Here is a 17347-nt window from a genome sequence, read left to right on the forward strand (position 1 = left end):
GTAATGCAATCGTCAGATTGGGAAGTGCTGCAACGTGCCAGCGATTGGCTGCAACAAGGTCATCGCGCGCACCTGTTTACCGTGATCCAGACCTGGGGTTCGGCACCGCGTTTGCCGGGCGCTATTTTGGTGGTGCGTGATGATGGCCATCTGGTTGGCTCGGTGTCGGGCGGTTGTATTGAGGATGACCTGGCAGATAAAGCCAAACATCAGCAGTTACCCACACAGCCCGCTATTCTCGAATACGGCATTCATCAGGATGAAGCGCAACGTTTTGGTATTCCGTGTGGCGGGCAGCTTAAGATTTTTGCCGAGCCATTAACGCATGCCACACAACTGGCACCGATGCTTGAGAGTTTGTCGCAGCGGCGCTTGTTAAAGCGCTCGGTTCACTTGCATAGCGGTGAAGTGCGCCAGCAGCCCGTATTGCCAGAAGGCTTGCCTTACCTGGATAACGACTGGTTCCACAGCTATTTTGGCCCGCAATGGCGCTTGCTCATCATCGGCGCCAACCAGTTAGGGTCGGTGTTGGCGGCCATGGCGCAAGCGCTGGATTTCCACGTCATGATTTGCGACCCACGTGAAGACATGCGTGCCGAATGGCATGTGGAAGGCGCGGACTGGTTGCCCGGCATGCCGGACGATGTGGTGCTCGACATTGCGCCTGATCCGCACACGGCGATTGTGGCGGTGACGCATGACCCTAAACTGGATGACATGGCTTTGCTTGAGGCGCTCAAATCAGAGGCGTTTTATATCGGTGCGCTGGGCTCGGTGAAAAACCAGGAAAAACGCAAACAGCGTTTGCGCAGCTTTGATTTAAGTGAGCAGGAAGTGAATCGCCTGCATGGCCCGGTGGGTTTACGTATTGGTAGCCGCACCCCGGCTGAAATTGCGGTATCTATTCTGGCAGAGCTGATTCAGGCACGGGCACAGTTGCAACAGGTCGGGTTGTCGCAAAGCAGTGCAAATCTTGTTGCGGCTTGACCAGCATGGGTCAAATCATGTCTGCAGGTGTATCAATATCCTTTAAGATGCCCGCATCCTGGCATTCGAATCGTAAAATCTCGGCCTGATGCGCGCGCAAGACTGCCCGCGCGCCTTGGTCCCCTTCGACCAACAGTAATTCCGGAATCAGGTCGCGGCAAAATCCAACCGGGTGCCCGGGCTGGTTCTTATACATTGGTTGCACAATAGTTGCCTGCGTGAGTTGTTGTGCGACGCGCGCAATTGTGGCGGTCTGAATGTATGGCATATCTGCCAGCGCAATCACCAGTCCAGGCATGTGTGGAAAGTGTGTTTGTGCCGTCACAACACCTAATCTCAGGCTGTCCGACATCTGTTGATGTTGTTCTTCACATGTCACCACCTTAAACCCAAGTGACATGAGCTGGCTAGCGAGTGGCGACTCACTGCCACGTATCACCGCAATGCTGTTCGGCAGCGCCTGAATCAAGGTTTGCGCAGCACTCAGCGCCATCAATTGCCCATCAGCGAGTGGTTGTAGCAGTTTGTTCTGCGCGCCAAAGCGGCGCGAAAAGCCACCTGCCAGCAATAAGCCGACGACAGGTCGTTGTGCGGGGTCAGTAGGTGTCATATGTCTGTTATTGCATCGGTTGAACTTACGTGGTCAACAACTCACTTCACTGGCGCGTTCATGTATGCTTGCCATACGCTTGTCTGGAGCAGCGATGACTTTGCCTAAGCGTTTATATTACAGTGTGTTGCTGGGTTTTCTGACTTTTCCTGCGTTGGTGTGGGCCGGTCTTGCGGCAGGCGACTATGAATTTGCTGTGACCGTGAACGGAGACCAGCGCCCCTATCTGGTCCATGTCCCCAAGCAGGCACAGGCTGGTCAAGCGTTGCCTATGGTGCTGGTGTTGCATGGCGGCCTGGGCAATAGGCAGGTGCAGGCAACCGAGCGCTTTTATCATCAGGTGTCAGCCGCAGAACAATATGGGTATATCGTGGTGTTCCCCAATGGCTACAGCCGTTTGCCGGGCGGCAAGTTTGCCACCTGGAACGCAGGCAGTTGTTGCGGCCCAGCGGTTAAAAAGCAAAGTGATGATGTGGCGGTGATTCGCCGCACGATTCAAGACATGCAGCAACGGGCCAACGTTGATGCCAACCGTATTTTTGTTGATGGCATGTCTAATGGCGGCATGATGGCCTACCGCTTGGCGTGTGAACTCTCTGACACAGTGAGTGCCATTGCCGCGGTTGCAGGCACAGACAATACCCAGCGTTGCCAGCCGACCAAGCCGGTGGCGATTTTGCATATTCATGCGCAAGATGATGATCATGTGCCGTTTAGTGGTGGCAAAGGCCAGCAGTCCATGGTCGATGTGAGCTTTGTGTCAGTGCCAGCGACGATACAAAAGTGGGTGCAGCTCAACCAAGCCAGTGCACAGGCGGAGCGCACCCTGGATGTCGTTGGCGCTTATTGTGAAGTCCATCGTGGCGGGTTGGCGCCAGTGCAACTGTGTGTGACCGAGACTGGAGGCCACTCCTGGCCGGGTGGCGGCAGTGCAGGCTCAGAGGCTATTGTCGCCAACGAGATGATCTGGCAATTTTTTGATGCCAATGGCCGCCACTAACGGCCACTGCCAACTTGGCTAAAAAGGAATGCTGTAGCCGACATAGGCCATCGGCTGGATTCTGGTTTCGGTAATCGGGCTGTCATTTTGCTCTTTGCTCAGGCGGGTGATAAACGCGCCAAATAGCAATGAGTGGTCTTTAAATGCAGGCATCATGCCGTTCACCCCAGCCTGCCATTCAACGCCGGAGCCTGCGCGATAAAAGGGGCGGTTGGCCGTCACTTCGCTCGTGCGCACACCAAAGTAGTAGTCGTTAAATTTTTGGCTGTTCCAGGTGGCGCCTACCACGCCATTTAAGCGTAGTTGTGGTGCGCGAATCAGGCTTTTAATGTATTGCAGCTGAACTTGCTGGCCGTTACTGTTGCCGCTGGCGTCAGTCGTCCATTGTGCATTGATGGTGCCATAGTCGGTTTGCCAGCGTAGCAGCGGGCCGACAAAAATTGAAAAATCCCTGTCATGCATGCCACGGGTGCGGTCGCCTTTGCTGGCATCCCAGCCAAATTTGGCTTCGGCAGAGAGTCCAAAACGCAAGCGCTGGTCATCACTGTCTAACAGCCAGGCACCTGCCTGCAAGGCATTGACAAAAAAACGGTCACCATAGTTGGCATTAACAATTGGCAACACCAGTGCCCGGTATTCGTCTGAGCCTGAGGTTCTGGGCAATACGCCTACGCCAATACCGTATAAGTTTTGTGCTCTGGGCACCGCTGTTTCGGTTTGGCGATCAACGCGTGACTCCGCGGCCACGGCTGCGCTAAATAATGAAATTGCAAGGCTGGCTGCCGTGCGGGAGAGAGTGTGCGTGATCATGCGTGTGTATCCGTGATTATTATATGTTGTGATGCTTGGGCGGTGAGGGGCTTGATTAGTTCCGGCCGCCGAAGCGTAACATGCTTGGCGGCACCCTGTGGCTAGCTGCCCTGTTTTAATTTGAGAATCTGTTGTGTGACTTGTTCGCCCTGGTCTTTATCAATCGCACTGATGGCGGGCTGCAGTGATTGCAAGGTTGGCAGGTCTTTTTGCGTAAACGCCACGCGTGACAATGCCAGCATGGCATCATAGTCACGCTGGTTCAGGTCATAAGCATGTTTTAGGTCTTGCTCGGCTTGCGCAAACTGTTGCAAGCCTTCTTCTGCCAGCCCTAAAAAATACCAGGCATCGGCCGAGGCCGGTTCCTGGCGTGCCCATTGGTCAGCAATCGTTTTGAGTGCTGGCCAGTCAGCGTTTTGATACGGAATCACCACTTGCATAAAGTAGGGGCGCTGCTCCAGCGGCAACGCCCAAAATGGCACCTCATTGGTTTTGAGCGAGATCACTTCAGGCGCGTCCATCAACTCTTTGATCCACTCCACTGGCAGGCTGTAATAAAACGCCTGGTGCCCAGGGCTTTTGAAGGTAGTGAGTCCGATCAGGTTAAAGTGCTGGTCAAACAGTGCGCCACCGCTGGATCCCATTAAAAAAGCCGCATTCGTGCGCACGATCATGCTGCCATCATAAGGATAAATGCCCTTGATATTGCCATAAGACAGTTGCGGCACGGGCGCCGCCGCCGGAAAGCTCAAACTAAACACTTCTTCTTCGTATTGCAGCGTTTTGCTGTCGCGCATGGGGATGGGTTTAAATGGCAACGGATCAAACTTGAGCAAACAGACATCGCGTTTCCAGTTGGCTTTGAGGGCGATGGGTTGATAACCATCGCGAAACTTGGCGATATTGGCGCCGTTGCTATTGGCCACCACATGGCAATTGGTCGCCACATATTCGGGGCTCACCACCACGCCAGAGCCGCGGCCATTAGAGCCGCCAGGCATGTCGGTGGTCACCATCACAATCGAGTGACCGAGTTCCAGCGTCTCTACAATGCTAGGCTGCGCACGCACATGACTCACCCCCAACAAGATGATCGGCAATAGTAATAACTGTTTCATACAGGCTCCCATGTTGATAGGCCAGCGGCATCTTATTGATGCACGACTCAAGTTGTCTTCTGACCATCGTATCGCGTAAATGTTTTCTGTGATAGTTAATTTGTAGGCATTGTCTGACAAGCGAATCGGCGCCTGCCTACTTATTTAGTCCGGCCTAACCCTCTATCATCACGGCTGAGATAGCCTGAGACGAAACTGAGTATTAAATATGCAACGAACCAAGTCCTATATGTTACCCAAGCTGATTTTTCTAAACATGCTTGCCCTGATGATGATTACCTTTGAGCACCAAGCCCCGGCTGACAATAATCCGTTGCTGAGCGCGGTACAGTCTGGTGAGGCGATGGCAGCAAAGCCTGACGCCACGCTGGCGGCTGTTGCCAGCGATTCACAGCCGCCAGCGGTTAAAGTCGCGGCGGCGGATGAAGAGAAACCGGTGACCATGAAAAAACCAGCGGTATATAAAAAACACGTGCCACAAAAGCACTCGGCGAGTAGGCCGCATGCCATCATGCTTAAAGCCAATTACACTGCCAATACGCCGCTGGGATGTTGCTTCCGCGGCAACCGCATCTAGTTGCAAGCGTTGTCACTTAAACATAAAGCCTCCTTGTGGAGGCTTTTTTGTTGCAGGTCTTTTCAAGAGCCAATACACTGGCAGAAAATTGTCCTAAAAACCATCTAAAGAAAAATAGTCAAAGAAAGCGCTATGTTTAAATCCTTTTTTCCTGATTCCCGCTGGTTCTGGCCTTCCGTCATTGTTTGGGCGGCTATTTGCTGCGGCGTCTGGTTTGAGTATTCAACGGCGATCGGTGCCATGGTTGGCTTATCTATGGCAGAAGAGCAGCCGGTGATCGGCCTCGGCCATTTTGTCACCGACTCATTCAAACTGTTTTATGGCTATTACGCCGTCAGTGTCGCCTTGTTTGCATTTGCCTGGTTTAAGCTCAAACCTAGCCGCTGGCAATGGTGGTCTATTGTCGGCTCGGCATTTATCCTGTTTTCTACTTATTACTCGGTGCAGGTATCTGTGGCGATTAATAACTGGCGCCGACCGTTCTTTGACGGCGTACAGGCTGCCTTGTCACCTAACTCCAAAGTGACCACTGCCGAGTTGTACACCTTGATGTTGCAGTTTGCCGAAATTGCTTTCGTGGCGATTTTTATTTACGTGATTACGCGCTTTTTTGTCAGCCATTATATTTTTCGCTGGCGTACGGCCATGAACGATTTTTACACCAGCCAATGGCCACAGGTGCGCCGGATTGAAGGTGCCTCGCAACGGGTGCAGGAAGATACCATGCGCTTTGCCACCATTATGGAAGGCTTGGGCGTGTCTATGGTGGAGGCGATTATGACACTGTTTGCATTCTTGCCTGTGCTGTGGAGTTTATCGGCTTATGTGAGTGAGTTGCCGCTGTTTGGTGCCGTGCCTGCGCCATTGTTTACCTCGGCGATTGCCTGGTCTATATTCGGGACTTTATTGCTGGCGTCAGTGGGGATTAAATTGCCGGGGCTGGAATTTAGAAATCAGCGCGTAGAAGCGGCTTACCGTAAAGAGCTGGTCTATGGCGAAGATAATGTCGAGCGCGCACAACCGGCAACGCTCAAGTCACTGTTTATGGATGTACGTAAAAACTACTTCCGCCTTTATTTTCACTATATGTATTTCAACGTGGCGCGCAGCCTGTATTTGCAGGCAGATAATATTTTCGCCTACCTGATTCTGGTGCCGACCATTGCCGCCGGTCGCATTACTTTTGGTATTTTGCAGCAGATTCTGACCGCGTTTTCACAGGTGAGTAACTCGTTTCAATATCTGGTGAACTCCTGGACCACCATTGTTGAACTGCTCTCGGTGTACAAACGGTTGACCGCATTTGAAGCGGCGATCAAAAATGAAGCCTTGCCAGAGATCGAACAAACGGCTGCCTGATCAGCCACTTGCTAAAGCAACGGTGGCCAGCGTTATCTGGCCACCTGCTGAAAATGATCGAACTTGGGCTGCTGCTCCCGCATAAACTCAGCCAATGCCTCGTCCGACAACGGTCGGCTGTAATAGTATCCCTGCCCGACATCACAACCACTATGCAGTAAAAACCGATGCTGGTATTCGGTTTCTATGCCCTCGGCTGTGACTGACTTATGCAAACTTTTGCCCAGGTTAATCAGCGCCAGCAAAATGTTGCCGTTAGTGACGCTCTGCTCCAGGTCTTGCACAAAGGCCTTGTCGATTTTTAGTTCATCAATCGGGTAGTTTTTGAGGTAGGCCATGTTGGAGTAGCCAATGCCAAAGTCATCAATGGCAATGCATACGCCCAGTCGCTTTAGTTGTTCCAGCGTGCGTGTGAACATCACTTCGTCTTTAAAGCGCGCATTTTCGGTGACTTCCAGCGTGATTAAATGTGGGGGCACCCGCTCTTGCCGTAATACACGCTGCACAGTTTCAACCAGGTTGCCACGCAAAAACTGAATCGGTGACACATTGACTGCAATCGGCACCATGTAGCCCCACTCGGTTTGCATGGATTTGATTTTTTGGCAGGCGGTTTGCAACACCCATTCACCAATCGCAAAAATGTGGCCGGTTTCTTCGGCCACCGGAATAAACTGGTCGGGCGGGATGAGCCCGCGCTCAGGGTGCTGCCAGCGGATGAGTGCTTCCAGCGCGCTGATATTGCCATGCTGCATATTGATTTGTGGCTGGTAATACAGCATGAGCTCTTGCCGTTGCAGGGCATGGCCCAGGCCGTATTCAATTTCATTGCGCTCGCCCAGTTGCTGCGCCAAGGCGCCGCTAAACATTTGCACCTTGTTTTTGCCGGCATTTTTGGCACTGTAAAGCGCCGAGTCGGCGCAACTGAGCAGGGCATCTATTTCTTGGGCGTGGTCGGGGTAAATGCTGACGCCGACACTGCAGGTCATGTTAAACACATAATCACCAATCGCAATCGGCTGTGAAATAGCCTCCATCACGCGCGCCAGCAATGGCTCGGCATCTTCTGCCACCCGTAGCCCCGGGTAGAGCATGACAAACTCGTCGCCACCAAAGCGTACAATCGCATCAGTCGGCCGCGTACTCTGGATCAGCCGTTGTGCGACATTTTCCAGCAGTTTATCCCCGGCACGGTGGCCCAGCGTATCGTTAATCAGCTTAAAGTGGTCAAGGTCGATAAAGGCAATCGCAATCTTGTTTTGCGTTTTATCAGCCTCGGCAATCAGGCTCGCCAGTTTGCCACTAAACGCATGGCGGTTAAGCAGGCCGGTGAGGTTATCGGTGACGGCCAGTTGGCGAATCTGCAACTCATGATTTTTGCGGTCGGTAATATCTTCTACCGTGCCTTCGTAGTAAAGAATCTGGCCTTGCGGGTCAAACACGGCGTGGGCGTTTTCAGAGATCCAGATAGTTTCACCATTGAGCCTGTACACCTCAGACTCAAAGTTAAGTACCCGGCCCTGTGCACGGATGGCAGTGGTAAATTCGCCACGCCTGCTTTCAGCCACATAGAGTTGGGTGCTGATATTGTTAAGGTCGCTAATCAGGGCTTCTGGCGACACATAGCCGTACAGTTTGGCCAACGCCGGGTTGGCATTGAGGTAGGTGCCAGACTCGGTGGTCTGAAACATGCCCAAGGTTGAATTTTCGAACATGGAGCGATATTTTTGCTCGGTGCTAAATAGCTCGTGCTCTATGCGTTTGCGGCAGCTGATGTCCTGGATAATGCCTTCCAGTGCAACTGGTTTGCCATCATGATCAAGCACAGCGCTGCCACGCTCAGCCACCCAGGTGATGTCGCCATTAGCACGCACAATACGATACTCGAGCTCAAAGCGTTCGCCTTTGTGAATGGCGGCATCAATCATGGTGCGTGCTTTTTCTCTATCATCCGGGTGCGTAATGGTTTCGTAAGAGGTGGTTTTGTTGAGCAGCAAGTCTGGCGCCGGGTAGCCGGTGAGGGCTTCGCAACCCTTGCTCACATAAATCATGGTCCAGTTGCTGTCATACAGGCAGCGGTAAATCATGCCATCCAGATTATCCAGCAGCGTATCCAGCAATCGCTGTTGCTGTGCGGTGAGTAAGGAGTCCATGATGTCATTTTGCATGATGTCGAGCATCGTCTGACTATTCATCAGGCGTACACCTGTTCTGCTGGTTGTGAGCGCACGGCGAGTACCTTTTCCCATAAACTGGTTGCGGTGATCAGAGTCAGCATACTGTTCTGGGCCAGGTTGGCAATTGCAATGCCGGGGTTGTGGCTGGCCCCTCTAAAAAAGCTGCTCATGGCTTGAATCTGGTTCGGGGCTAAATAGGGGATTTCACCCAGTGCCGACACAAACACGCCAAACTTGAGTGCAGCTGCTTTGTCTTCAATCACGATGATCTGCCGATAGTCAGTGAAGTAGTGCGGATGCCCCAGCATGCGCGCCAGGTCTATCACCGGAATCACTTCGCCCTGATAGGTGTGCATGCCCGCAATAAATGGCGCCGACTCAGGCAGGGTGCGTAACTGGTGTTCATCAATCGCCTCGCGCACAAAGCGCGCCTCTATGCCCATCCATGAGTCGCCCACATAAAAAGTGGCATACTCCTGGCAGTCCTGTCCGGATTGTACAAACAGGTTGGGGTTGAATTTGTTATGAATCACCTGCGCTTCGGCATGAATGCGCTGGTTAATTTCGTCGACCTTGCCCAGCGGTGTAAAAATCAACGCGACGACTTTGTTACGATAGTTGTCCTGTTCGCTTTTAAACTCACGGTAACCATAGGCTGCACGTGCGCCCACTGCATAGTAGGTGTTTTGGTAAATAGCAATGTCAAACAGCTGTTCACCTTCTTTTAACTTGCTAATCGCGGGCATCAGCTCAAATGGCTCACCCATGGCAAAGTCTTTATGTGTGCTTGCAATCACACTGAGCTGCTCATTCACAAACAAGGTAAAACTGCCATTAACTGGCGTATCTGTTTTATCCCGTGGGATCACATCGCGTAGCATGGCCTGAAACTGCGGCGTACTATCGAACACAATGGCAATGCCGCCGACGATGCTGTTGCCATCGAGGTGGCGAATCGGTGCTGCATAAATATAAGTGTGTTTGTCGTTGTAGAGCGGGGTGGGTTCAAACGGGGAGACCACGTAGTCCTGGGTTGAGCTGCAACTGCGCGTTCGGCCGACCCATTCGTCTGCCAACTGTGTGCCCAGCAGGTGTTCGTGCTGGCGGTTAGACACCGCCATCACTTCACCCTTGCGGTCAAACACAATCAGGTTGTCATACACGGTATACAGGCTGTTGATATAACGCAGTACCTCCGTCATTTTGCCTTTGTCTTCAGCCAGCAAGCTGGGCTTGGCCAAAAACTCTCTAAACACATGCGTCAGCGCCCACCAACGCACATCGTTGGCGCGTTCATACAGGTTGCGGTCCATGATTTCTACCGCCAGTTGCGCGTAAAAACTGGAGTTTTCCAGCATCACCGACACCACTGTCTGGTAAAGCTCAGACACCATGTTTTCAATAATTTTCTGCGTTTTATGGCCAGTATGGCTGATTTCAGAAAGCAGGCTTTTGGAAAAGTTTTTTTGCTGGGTGTTTACGTCATTGCTTTGCCTGATGTTGCCGTTCCACACCGACTGGTTCAGTTTGCTCTGGATATTGGCGGCCTGTTTGGGGATATTTAGCAGGCTTTCAGAAAAAATCAGCGGGCTACGCATGACTTTACGCAAAATTTCCGCATCAATATTGCTCCCCATAGGGTGGATGCTCTGGTTAAACGCATGCTCGATCGGGATCATGGCCTGGCCCAACCAGCCTGGCCCCAAATAGCCTTGGTAGCCTTCAGATTGTTTCGTCACGCAAAGGTATTCGCGGCCGTTAAAGCGCGTGATAAACCAGTCTGTATCGGTGTCTACGCAAAGTGAAATGCCGAGTGGAATTTGATACGGGTCGCTGGAGGCAATCACATGGCGCTCTTCATCCAGCAACACGCCTATGGTCCAGTCGTTGTGCGAAATCAGGTTGCTAAAAATAGTGTCCAGCTCGTTCACAAACTTAAAACACAGGCAAATCACACCCAATGCCTGTAGGCCATCTTTACTGCGTATTTCGTGCGCGTAAACCAGCGATTTATGTAGCTTGCCGCCGATATCAGTTTCATAAAAACGCTCTACATACGGCTCGGTCGACTGCTGCGCCAGCGCAACAATCGGATGATAGTGAAACAAAGTGGTTTGCGTATCGTCCAGTTGATGCAATAACTGGCCTTCGGCATCAAACAGCACGATGTTGTCGTAGACGGTATATTTCTTCTGATACTCCTGAAAGCGAAACTCAATGCTGCGTTGGTCCTCTGTCTCCAGGGTATCCGCCGCATGTTGATCCAGATAGTCGCGCACATCGTTATCGGTGGCAAAAAAGCCAATGTCTGCCGTGCGCTCAAACAGGTTGCGTATCAGCAGGTTAATGATCTCAAACGCTTTTGAAGACAATTGCGCGGCCGTTTTGTGCAGGGTTTCTTGTGATAAATGCCGCAGCACATCATTAGAAATCGTATTAAAGGCACTGCGCGTTTCTTCCATTTCGGAGCCGGTGCCAGAGAGTTGTGCCATCAATGCCAGGCTGTCCCAGGCATGTTGGAGTTGGTAGATGTGTGAGCGAAAGTCATTGACCTTTTTAAAGTGGTTAGCCAGATCCTCGGTTAACGGTTGCGGGTGCATCTTGTTGCCTCTTTCCCTATCCATATTGATTGTTGCCAGGCTTGAGTAGAGCAAAAATGGGTCCCGTTTGAGCGGTTTGAATTGAAAAACAATGGCAAGAAAAATGCTTTTATTGCAATATTAAGGCTCTAAATATACTAAACATGGCGTAAAAATCGCTTATCAACCGCTAAACTAGCCATTAAACCCGCTCTTTTTCACAGAATTGATTCCTCCATGCTTTTTTCTAGTGCGTCAATAACCAAAATAGTGCGGTTTTGGTGCCTAATGACCTTCTTTGAGCATTATTAAGCCTATGATTAATACCATGATTGAAATTCACAGCGTGTCTGAAGCCATCCGCGATGCGGTGGCGCCGGTATTTTTGTTGACCGGTATCGGCTCGATTTTAGGCGTGCTGATTGGCCGCTTGGGGCGTTCGATAGACCGCGCCCGTTTTTTGACCGATGCGCCTGATGAGAAGCGTGAGCGCTTTAAAGATGAGCTGAGGATTATTGTGCGCCGCACCAAATGGTTGCGGCGGGCGATTGCTGCGGCCACTTTTGCCGCCTTGTGTATCTGTGTTTCGATTGCCAGTATGTTTTTGTCAGTAGAGACCGGCTTGCGATTGCCGCACCTGGTGATGGTGTCTTTTATTATTTCTATGGCTTCGCTGATTTTTGGACTGTTGTGTTTTTTGCGTGAAATCGTCCTCGCCTCGCGCGAAGTGATTGTGCCGTTTCAGCAGCGCGAAAAACCTGTCAAACGTTAACGATACAGGGCGCGAATCACATCGGTTTGCGTCAAAATACCGACCAGTTTGTTAGAGGCATCAACCACCGGTAGCAATTGCAAATGATGGCTGGTCATCAGTGGAATGGTATGCATCAGGTGCATGTTGTCGGTAATGGTGATTGCCGGGGTGGTCATGATCTGGCCAACCACTTCTGGCTTGTCGCTGTGTGTGGTCGGTGACCAGCGGATCAGGCGCTTTAAGGCAGGCGCCACTTCACGGTAGCTTTCTGCTTTGGCATGACGCATAAAGTCAGACATACTCAGCAAGCCGATCACCAGTTGTGCTTTATTCACCACCGGAATGGCTGGTTCTGTTTGTTTGAGGATGGTTTGCCAGGCAGTTTCCAACGGGTCGCCAAACTCAAGCATGGTTGGCACCGGGCGCATGATTTCCCGGCATTGAATCGCCTCTAGTTTACGTTTGTAGGCGATGAGCTCGGTTTTTTCAAGCAAGCTTTGTAGCTGCTCCGGGTGTATGTCCAGCACTTCATGAAACTGCCCTAGCGCAGTCTGCAAGTCTTCTGTTTTAAAGCCAAACTGGTAGTGCATATGCGTAGGCGAATTGGGCGCATGCTCATGATGCGCAGCCGGATAGCGGTAGCCGGTCAGGGTGTGGTAAAGCCAGGCAGTGAGTACCAGTAATACGCTGTTTGCCAGCACTGGCCACCAGACAAAGCTGTAACCCAGGCTGTGAATGGCGTCACCACCCAACACGGCAGTCAAGGCGACCGCGCCGCTGGGCGGGTGCAGGCAACGCAGGGCAAACATGAGTGCGATCGCGCTTAACATGGCGAGCGCAGCGGCAAACACCAGTTGATGCGGTAATAGTTGGGTGAATAACACGCCCGCCAAGGCGGCCACGGTATTGCCGGCCAGGATGGCCCAAGGTTGCGCCAGCGGGCTAGACGGCAGGCAAAATAGAATGACGGCCGATGCGCCCATAGGTGCAATTAAAAACACGGCGCTATGCCAGTCTCCTGGCACCACACTCAGGGCAAGCAGCCCGGTAGACAAAATACCCAGTCCGGCGCCAATGGCAGCCCGCGCATAGTCGCGCAGTGTGCCTGTCATTCGTCGTGGCCAGTAGGGCTTCAAAAAAGACGGTAACGCTGTCATTGCTTGAGTCAAAAAACAAAGAGTGTGAAGTGTATCACGATCAATGCATTTTCCCTTTTCTGCCACAGCGCAGGCAGTGCCGGTGGGTGCTGGCTTGCCTGATACATCAAGATACAAAAACAGTGAAACTTCGGCACGTTTTTACTGCTCATATGCGCAGAGACTCTTAAATGTTGAATAAGAGCCCATATTAAAAAGAGCAAGAAAGGACGTTGTCATGCAATCGTTTTTACAATCAAGACTCACGCACTGGGTCACTGTCCCCTTGGCTGTGGCCGCTTTGTTCGGCGCAGGCTACTGGATTAAAGGCAACACGCTGGTTAATCATGCGCAAGCCACGGCACCCGTCTCGGCCAAAACAATGACGGCACCGAGTGCTTATATTACCTTGCCTAATTTTGCCAGCATTGCGTCTAGCCAGGGTGGGGCGGTGGTCAATATCAGCGTGACCGGCACGGTGAAAACGGCAGGGATTCCCGGCGTGGACCCGAATGACCCCATGTTTGAACTGTTTCGTCGTTTTCAACCCAACCTGCCACAAACCGAAACCCCTATGAGCGGCCTGGGTTCTGGCTTTATCGTTAAGTCTGATGGCGTGATTCTGACCAATGCCCATGTGGTCGACAAAGCGGACGTGGTGACGGTGAAGCTCTCAGACAAGCGTGAGTTTCAGGCCAAGGTGATCGGCGTCGATAAACTGACCGATGTTGCCGTGCTTAAAATTGAGGCCAAAGATTTACCGACGGTGCACATTGGTAGTACTAAAAACAGCAATGTTGGCGACTGGGTGGTGGCCATCGGCTCGCCATTCGGTTTTGATAATACGGTGACCGCAGGCATTATTTCTGCCAAATCGCGCGCCTTGCCAGATGAAGGCTATGTGCCGTTTTTGCAAACAGACGTGGCCATTAACCCTGGCAACTCAGGAGGCCCGTTGTTTAACCTGAATGGTGAGGTCATCGGCATTAACTCACAAATTTATAGCCGTAGTGGTGGCTATCAGGGCTTGTCATTTGCTATTCCGATTGATGTGGCCATGGGCATTGAGCAGCAGTTGCTTGAGAAGGGTAAAGTCAGCCGTGGCCGTTTGGGTATCGGCGTGCAATCCATTAATCAGGATCTGGCCAGTTCGTTTGGCTTGCAGTCGCCTAATGGTGCGCTGGTGAGCAATGTGGAAAAAAATGGTCCGGCGGATAAAGCGGGCCTGGAGCCAGGCGATGTGATCGTCAAATTTAATGGTCAAAGTATAGACCGTTCCAGCGATTTGCCGCCGATGGTGGCCAGCGTGAAGCCGGGCAGTACCGCCAGCATCGAAGTCTGGCGCAACAAGCAATTGAAAAAACTGTCTGTGCGTATTGATGAAATGCAAACGGCGCAAGCCGGCCCTGCCACGGTGCCAGACAGCCAGCAATCTAAACTGGGGGTGAGCTTGCGCCCACTGACCTCGCAAGAGTTGGCACAAACGCAACTCAAGCAAGGCTTGCTGGTTGAAGAGGTGGCTAAAGGGCCTGCAGCCACCGCAGGCATTCAGCCGGGGGATGTGATTTTGGCCGTGAATGGTGACCAGGTTAAAAATGTGGCGCAACTGCAGGACAAGTTGTCGCAAAACGTAAAGAACGTTGCCTTGCTGGTGATGCGTGGTGACAGCAAAATTTACGTGCCGGTTAAAATGAGTTGATTTTTGCGTGTGATCCTTAGAGCCCTGCCCCGCGTTTGCGGGGCTTTTTTATGGTCAGGAAAATGCAAGCCAGGCATTGCATAATTCTGCTACGCTTTGGTTTTTGCTCGGTAAAATAACAACTATGCAGACATTTCACATTGCGCCTACCCAGAACGAGCCTTTGCAAGCCGCGCTGGTGCGGCAAATTAACCAAAAAACCAAACCACTGGGCGCATTGGGGCGCCTGGAAGCGCTGGCTTTGCAGCTGGGCTTGGTACAAAACACCGAGCAGCCAACCTTGCAACAGCCCACCATGCTGGTGTTTGCCGGCGACCATGGCATTGTGGCAGAAGGCGTTAGTCCTTATCCGCAGGCGGTGACGGCGCAAATGGTACTCAATTTTCTTAATGGCGGCGCGGCAATCAATGTGTTCGCGCGCCAGCATGGCTTTGATTTGCACGTGGTCGATAGCGGTGTGAATGCGGTGTTTCAACCGCACCCACTGCTCGTGGATGCCAAGCTGGGCATGGGCACTGAGAATTTTCGCCATCTGCCTGCCATGACCACAGATCAGTGTACGCAAGCCGTCACACGCGGCGCACAAATTGCGCGTGATGCCATTGCGCAGGGCTGTAACGTGCTCGCACTGGGTGAAATGGGCATAGGTAACACCTCTAGCGCCAGTTGCCTGATGAGTGTGCTGTGCGGCTTGCCTATGCATCAGTGCGTTGGCCGTGGCACCGGGTTAAGCGATAAAGGTTTGCAGCATAAATTATCGGTGCTGACGTCAGCCCTGCAAACTCATCATGTGTCTGCTGACGACCCACTGCAAGCCTTGGCCGTATTTGGCGGGTTTGAAATTGCCATGATGGTTGGCGCCTTGCTGGCGGCGGCAGAAGCCAGGGCCACCTTGCTGATTGACGGTTTTATTGCTACCTCTGCTTTATTGGTGGCCGCTAAACTGTATCCGCAAGTGATCGATTATTGTGTGTTTGCCCATTGCTCGGATGAAAGCGGGCATAGCATGATGCTGTCGCACCTCAAGGCACAGCCCTTATTGCACTTGTCGCTACGCTTGGGCGAAGGCACAGGGGCGGTGCTGGCTTATCCTTTGTTGCAATCGGCGGTGGCTTTTCTCAATGAAATGGCCAGTTTTGACAGTGCTGGTGTCAGCGGGCAACTAGAGTGAAGGTCATTGCAGTGAAGCTGCAATGGCGGTATTTCGTCCTGGCGGTCGGCTTTTTCACGCGGTTGCCAGTGCCGACGGTGTCAGACTTTCACGAGTCTGATCTCAACCATGCCGCGCGATATTTTCCGCTGGTTGGATTACTCATAGGCCTGCTGGCCGCCATTGTCTGGTGGCTGGCGAGTTGGCTGTTGCCGCCTGCATTGGCCGTATTGTGCAGCATGGCCATCACAATTTACCTCACCGGCGCGTTTCATGAAGATGGCCTGGCTGACAGCGCCGATGGCCTGGGCGGCGGCATGGATCGCGCCCGTAAACTTGAAATCATGCAGGATTCACGCTTGGGCAGTTATGGCGCCATTGCGCTGGTGGGTATGTTGCTGTTCAAATTTCAGGCCTTGTCTGCACTCACGCCAGCCATTCTGCCGTTTGCCTTGATTGCCGCCCATGCCCTGAGCCGTCTGGCTGCGGTGGTCATTATGGCGACGGCCAGCTATGTCCGCTTCGCCGGTAAGTCCAAGCCTTTGGCCACCACGCTTACAAGGCAGGATATTGTGTGCGCCAGTGTATTTGGCTTAGTCTGCTGGCTGGGTTTTGGCCTGATGTTAGCGGTAAATCATTCTGCCATCGCTGCCATCCGCTTTTTGCTTATCACCAGTTTGCCAGTGCTTGTGATCTGGGGGTGGTGGCGTCGCCTGATTTTGCGCCATTTGCAGGGCTATACCGGTGATACATTAGGCGCGACACAACAATTAACTGAGCTGGCCTTTTACTTAGGGGTATTGGCCTGGGAACATTTAACATGAAACTCACCTTAGTACGGCATACCAGTTTGCAAATCGCTGAGGGCATTTGCTATGGCCAGACCGATATTGATGTTTCAGTCAACTTTGCCAGCGAATTGTCGCAGCTTAAACAGAAGCTGACTCATGAACAGATTGATGCCGTGTATGCCAGCCCGCTACAGCGTTGCAGCAAGTTGGCGCATGCGCTGGGGTTTGACAGCATCGTGCACGATGAGCGCCTGCAAGAGTTGCATTTTGGCGATTGGGAAATGCAGTCGTGGAACGATATTCCACGTGAGTTGTTTGATGTGTGGGCGCAAAACTATGCCGACATGGCGCCGCCTAACGGTGAAACATTTGCTGATTTGCAACGGCGCGGGGTGGCGTTTTTGCAAGAAGCACACACCCGCCATGCCGGGCAGCATGTGCTGGTGGTCACGCACGGCGGCATGATACGCGCCTTGATTGCGCATGCGCTCAATATGCATCTTAAGGGGTTGTTTAGGTTTCATGTCGCTTACGCAAGCCTCACACGTTTGGACCTGTCGGGCTCGATTCCTAAAGTGGAGTTTGTGAATCGCTAAGGTG

Annotated in this window: 15 protein-coding genes; 9 read left to right on the plus strand and 6 right to left on the minus strand. The window is 52.3% G+C overall.

Going from position 1 to position 17347, the window contains the following annotated elements; translation table 11 throughout:
* The first annotated feature begins 3 nt into the window (after nucleotides 1-3).
* Complete coding sequence (locus tag METH5_RS0107190; RefSeq protein WP_029147866.1) at nucleotides 4-987, plus strand: XdhC family protein; 984 nt, start codon at nucleotides 4-6, stop codon at nucleotides 985-987.
* Nucleotides 988-997: 10 nt separating this feature from the next.
* Here METH5_RS0107190 and METH5_RS0107195 read toward each other — a convergent pair whose 3' ends face one another.
* Nucleotides 998-1597 carry an NTP transferase domain-containing protein gene (locus METH5_RS0107195; protein WP_029147867.1) on the minus strand — a complete coding sequence of 200 codons (600 nt, stop codon included), beginning with the start codon at nucleotides 1595-1597 and terminating at the stop codon, nucleotides 998-1000.
* A gap of 94 nt (nucleotides 1598-1691) precedes the next feature.
* Here METH5_RS0107195 and METH5_RS0107200 point away from each other — a divergent pair, with 94 nt between their 5' ends.
* Nucleotides 1692-2597, plus strand: a complete 906-nt coding sequence (locus tag METH5_RS0107200; RefSeq protein WP_029147868.1) for a PHB depolymerase family esterase — start codon at nucleotides 1692-1694, stop codon at nucleotides 2595-2597.
* Nucleotides 2598-2615: 18 nt separating this feature from the next.
* Here the strand turns inward: METH5_RS0107200 and METH5_RS0107205 are convergent, their stop codons facing one another.
* The gene (locus METH5_RS0107205) at nucleotides 2616-3407 is read right to left on the minus strand and encodes a MipA/OmpV family protein (protein WP_029147869.1); all 792 of its coding nucleotides are present in this window, start codon (nucleotides 3405-3407) and stop codon (nucleotides 2616-2618) included.
* A 101-nt stretch (nucleotides 3408-3508) separates the two neighbouring features.
* Nucleotides 3509-4525 carry a serine protease gene (locus METH5_RS0107210; RefSeq protein WP_029147870.1) on the minus strand — a complete coding sequence of 339 codons (1017 nt, stop codon included), beginning with the start codon at nucleotides 4523-4525 and terminating at the stop codon, nucleotides 3509-3511.
* Nucleotides 4526-4733: 208 nt separating this feature from the next.
* Between METH5_RS0107210 and METH5_RS0107215 the strand changes: the two genes are divergently transcribed.
* Nucleotides 4734-5102, plus strand: coding sequence for a hypothetical protein (locus tag METH5_RS0107215; RefSeq protein WP_029147871.1), 369 nt, complete (start codon nucleotides 4734-4736; stop codon nucleotides 5100-5102).
* A 132-nt stretch (nucleotides 5103-5234) separates the two neighbouring features.
* The gene (gene sbmA, locus METH5_RS0107220; RefSeq protein WP_029147872.1) at nucleotides 5235-6461 is read left to right on the plus strand and encodes a peptide antibiotic transporter SbmA; all 1227 of its coding nucleotides are present in this window, start codon (nucleotides 5235-5237) and stop codon (nucleotides 6459-6461) included.
* 32 nt (nucleotides 6462-6493) lie between these two features.
* Here sbmA and METH5_RS0107225 read toward each other — a convergent pair whose 3' ends face one another.
* Both METH5_RS0107225 and METH5_RS0107230 read right to left on the minus strand, forming a co-directional pair.
* Nucleotides 6494-8656, minus strand: coding sequence for a bifunctional diguanylate cyclase/phosphodiesterase (locus METH5_RS0107225; protein ID WP_232410978.1), 2163 nt, complete (start codon nucleotides 8654-8656; stop codon nucleotides 6494-6496).
* The gene (locus METH5_RS0107230; RefSeq protein WP_232410979.1) at nucleotides 8656-11262 is read right to left on the minus strand and encodes a chemotaxis protein CheW; all 2607 of its coding nucleotides are present in this window, start codon (nucleotides 11260-11262) and stop codon (nucleotides 8656-8658) included. The genes METH5_RS0107225 and METH5_RS0107230 overlap by 1 nt, the downstream gene beginning before the upstream one ends.
* Before the next feature lie 283 nt (nucleotides 11263-11545).
* Here METH5_RS0107230 and METH5_RS0107235 point away from each other — a divergent pair, with 283 nt between their 5' ends.
* Nucleotides 11546-11989: a DUF2721 domain-containing protein gene (locus METH5_RS0107235; RefSeq protein ID WP_029147875.1), complete on the plus strand. Its 444-nt coding sequence runs from the start codon at nucleotides 11546-11548 to the stop codon at nucleotides 11987-11989.
* Here METH5_RS0107235 and METH5_RS0107240 read toward each other — a convergent pair.
* Nucleotides 11986-13083 carry an HPP family protein gene (locus METH5_RS0107240; protein ID WP_232410980.1) on the minus strand — a complete coding sequence of 366 codons (1098 nt, stop codon included), beginning with the start codon at nucleotides 13081-13083 and terminating at the stop codon, nucleotides 11986-11988. The genes METH5_RS0107235 and METH5_RS0107240 overlap by 4 nt on opposite strands.
* 262 nt (nucleotides 13084-13345) lie before the next feature.
* On the opposite strand from METH5_RS0107240, the gene METH5_RS0107245 reads away from it, so the two are divergent.
* From METH5_RS0107245 to cobC, 4 genes are all read left to right on the plus strand, one after another.
* Nucleotides 13346-14806 (plus strand): DegQ family serine endoprotease, encoded by a 1461-nt coding sequence (locus METH5_RS0107245; RefSeq protein ID WP_029147877.1) that lies wholly within the window; start codon nucleotides 13346-13348, stop codon nucleotides 14804-14806.
* A gap of 124 nt (nucleotides 14807-14930) precedes the next feature.
* On the plus strand, nucleotides 14931-15977 hold the full coding sequence (cobT, locus tag METH5_RS0107250) for a nicotinate-nucleotide--dimethylbenzimidazole phosphoribosyltransferase (RefSeq protein WP_029147878.1): 1047 nt from the start codon (nucleotides 14931-14933) through the stop codon (nucleotides 15975-15977).
* Nucleotides 15978-15988: 11 nt separating this feature from the next.
* A complete protein-coding gene (locus tag METH5_RS0107255) occupies nucleotides 15989-16780 on the plus strand; it encodes an adenosylcobinamide-GDP ribazoletransferase (protein ID WP_029147879.1) in 792 nt (263 codons plus the stop codon).
* Nucleotides 16777-17343, plus strand: coding sequence for an alpha-ribazole phosphatase (gene cobC / locus METH5_RS0107260; protein WP_029147880.1), 567 nt, complete (start codon nucleotides 16777-16779; stop codon nucleotides 17341-17343). Before METH5_RS0107255 ends, cobC begins: the two co-directional genes overlap by 4 nt.
* Nucleotides 17344-17347: the final 4 nt, after the last annotated feature.

Source organism: Methylophilus sp. 5 (genome assembly GCF_000515275.1).
In the GTDB taxonomy this organism is placed as follows: Bacteria; Pseudomonadota; Gammaproteobacteria; order Burkholderiales; family Methylophilaceae; genus Methylophilus.

Excerpts from the sequence above, each read along its gene's own strand:
- METH5_RS0107225 (WP_232410978.1), bottom strand. The coding sequence starts at position 8,656 with ATGAATAGTCAGACGATGCTCGACATCATGCAAAATGACATCATGGAC.
- cobC (WP_029147880.1), top strand. The coding sequence starts at position 16,777 with ATGAAACTCACCTTAGTACGGCATACCAGTTTGCAAATCGCTGAGGGC.
- METH5_RS0107240 (WP_232410980.1), bottom strand. The coding sequence starts at position 13,083 with ATGACAGGCACACTGCGCGACTATGCGCGGGCTGCCATTGGCGCCGGA.
- METH5_RS0107245 (WP_029147877.1), top strand. The coding sequence starts at position 13,346 with ATGCAATCGTTTTTACAATCAAGACTCACGCACTGGGTCACTGTCCCC.
- METH5_RS0107235 (WP_029147875.1), top strand. The coding sequence starts at position 11,546 with ATGATTGAAATTCACAGCGTGTCTGAAGCCATCCGCGATGCGGTGGCG.
- METH5_RS0107195 (WP_029147867.1), bottom strand. The coding sequence starts at position 1,597 with ATGACACCTACTGACCCCGCACAACGACCTGTCGTCGGCTTATTGCTG.
- METH5_RS0107215 (WP_029147871.1), top strand. The coding sequence starts at position 4,734 with ATGCAACGAACCAAGTCCTATATGTTACCCAAGCTGATTTTTCTAAAC.
- METH5_RS0107205 (WP_029147869.1), bottom strand. The coding sequence starts at position 3,407 with ATGATCACGCACACTCTCTCCCGCACGGCAGCCAGCCTTGCAATTTCA.
- METH5_RS0107230 (WP_232410979.1), bottom strand. The coding sequence starts at position 11,262 with ATGGATAGGGAAAGAGGCAACAAGATGCACCCGCAACCGTTAACCGAG.
- METH5_RS0107210 (WP_029147870.1), bottom strand. The coding sequence starts at position 4,525 with ATGAAACAGTTATTACTATTGCCGATCATCTTGTTGGGGGTGAGTCAT.
- METH5_RS0107200 (WP_029147868.1), top strand. The coding sequence starts at position 1,692 with ATGACTTTGCCTAAGCGTTTATATTACAGTGTGTTGCTGGGTTTTCTG.
- METH5_RS0107190 (WP_029147866.1), top strand. The coding sequence starts at position 4 with ATGCAATCGTCAGATTGGGAAGTGCTGCAACGTGCCAGCGATTGGCTG.
- sbmA (WP_029147872.1), top strand. The coding sequence starts at position 5,235 with ATGTTTAAATCCTTTTTTCCTGATTCCCGCTGGTTCTGGCCTTCCGTC.
- cobT (WP_029147878.1), top strand. The coding sequence starts at position 14,931 with ATGCAGACATTTCACATTGCGCCTACCCAGAACGAGCCTTTGCAAGCC.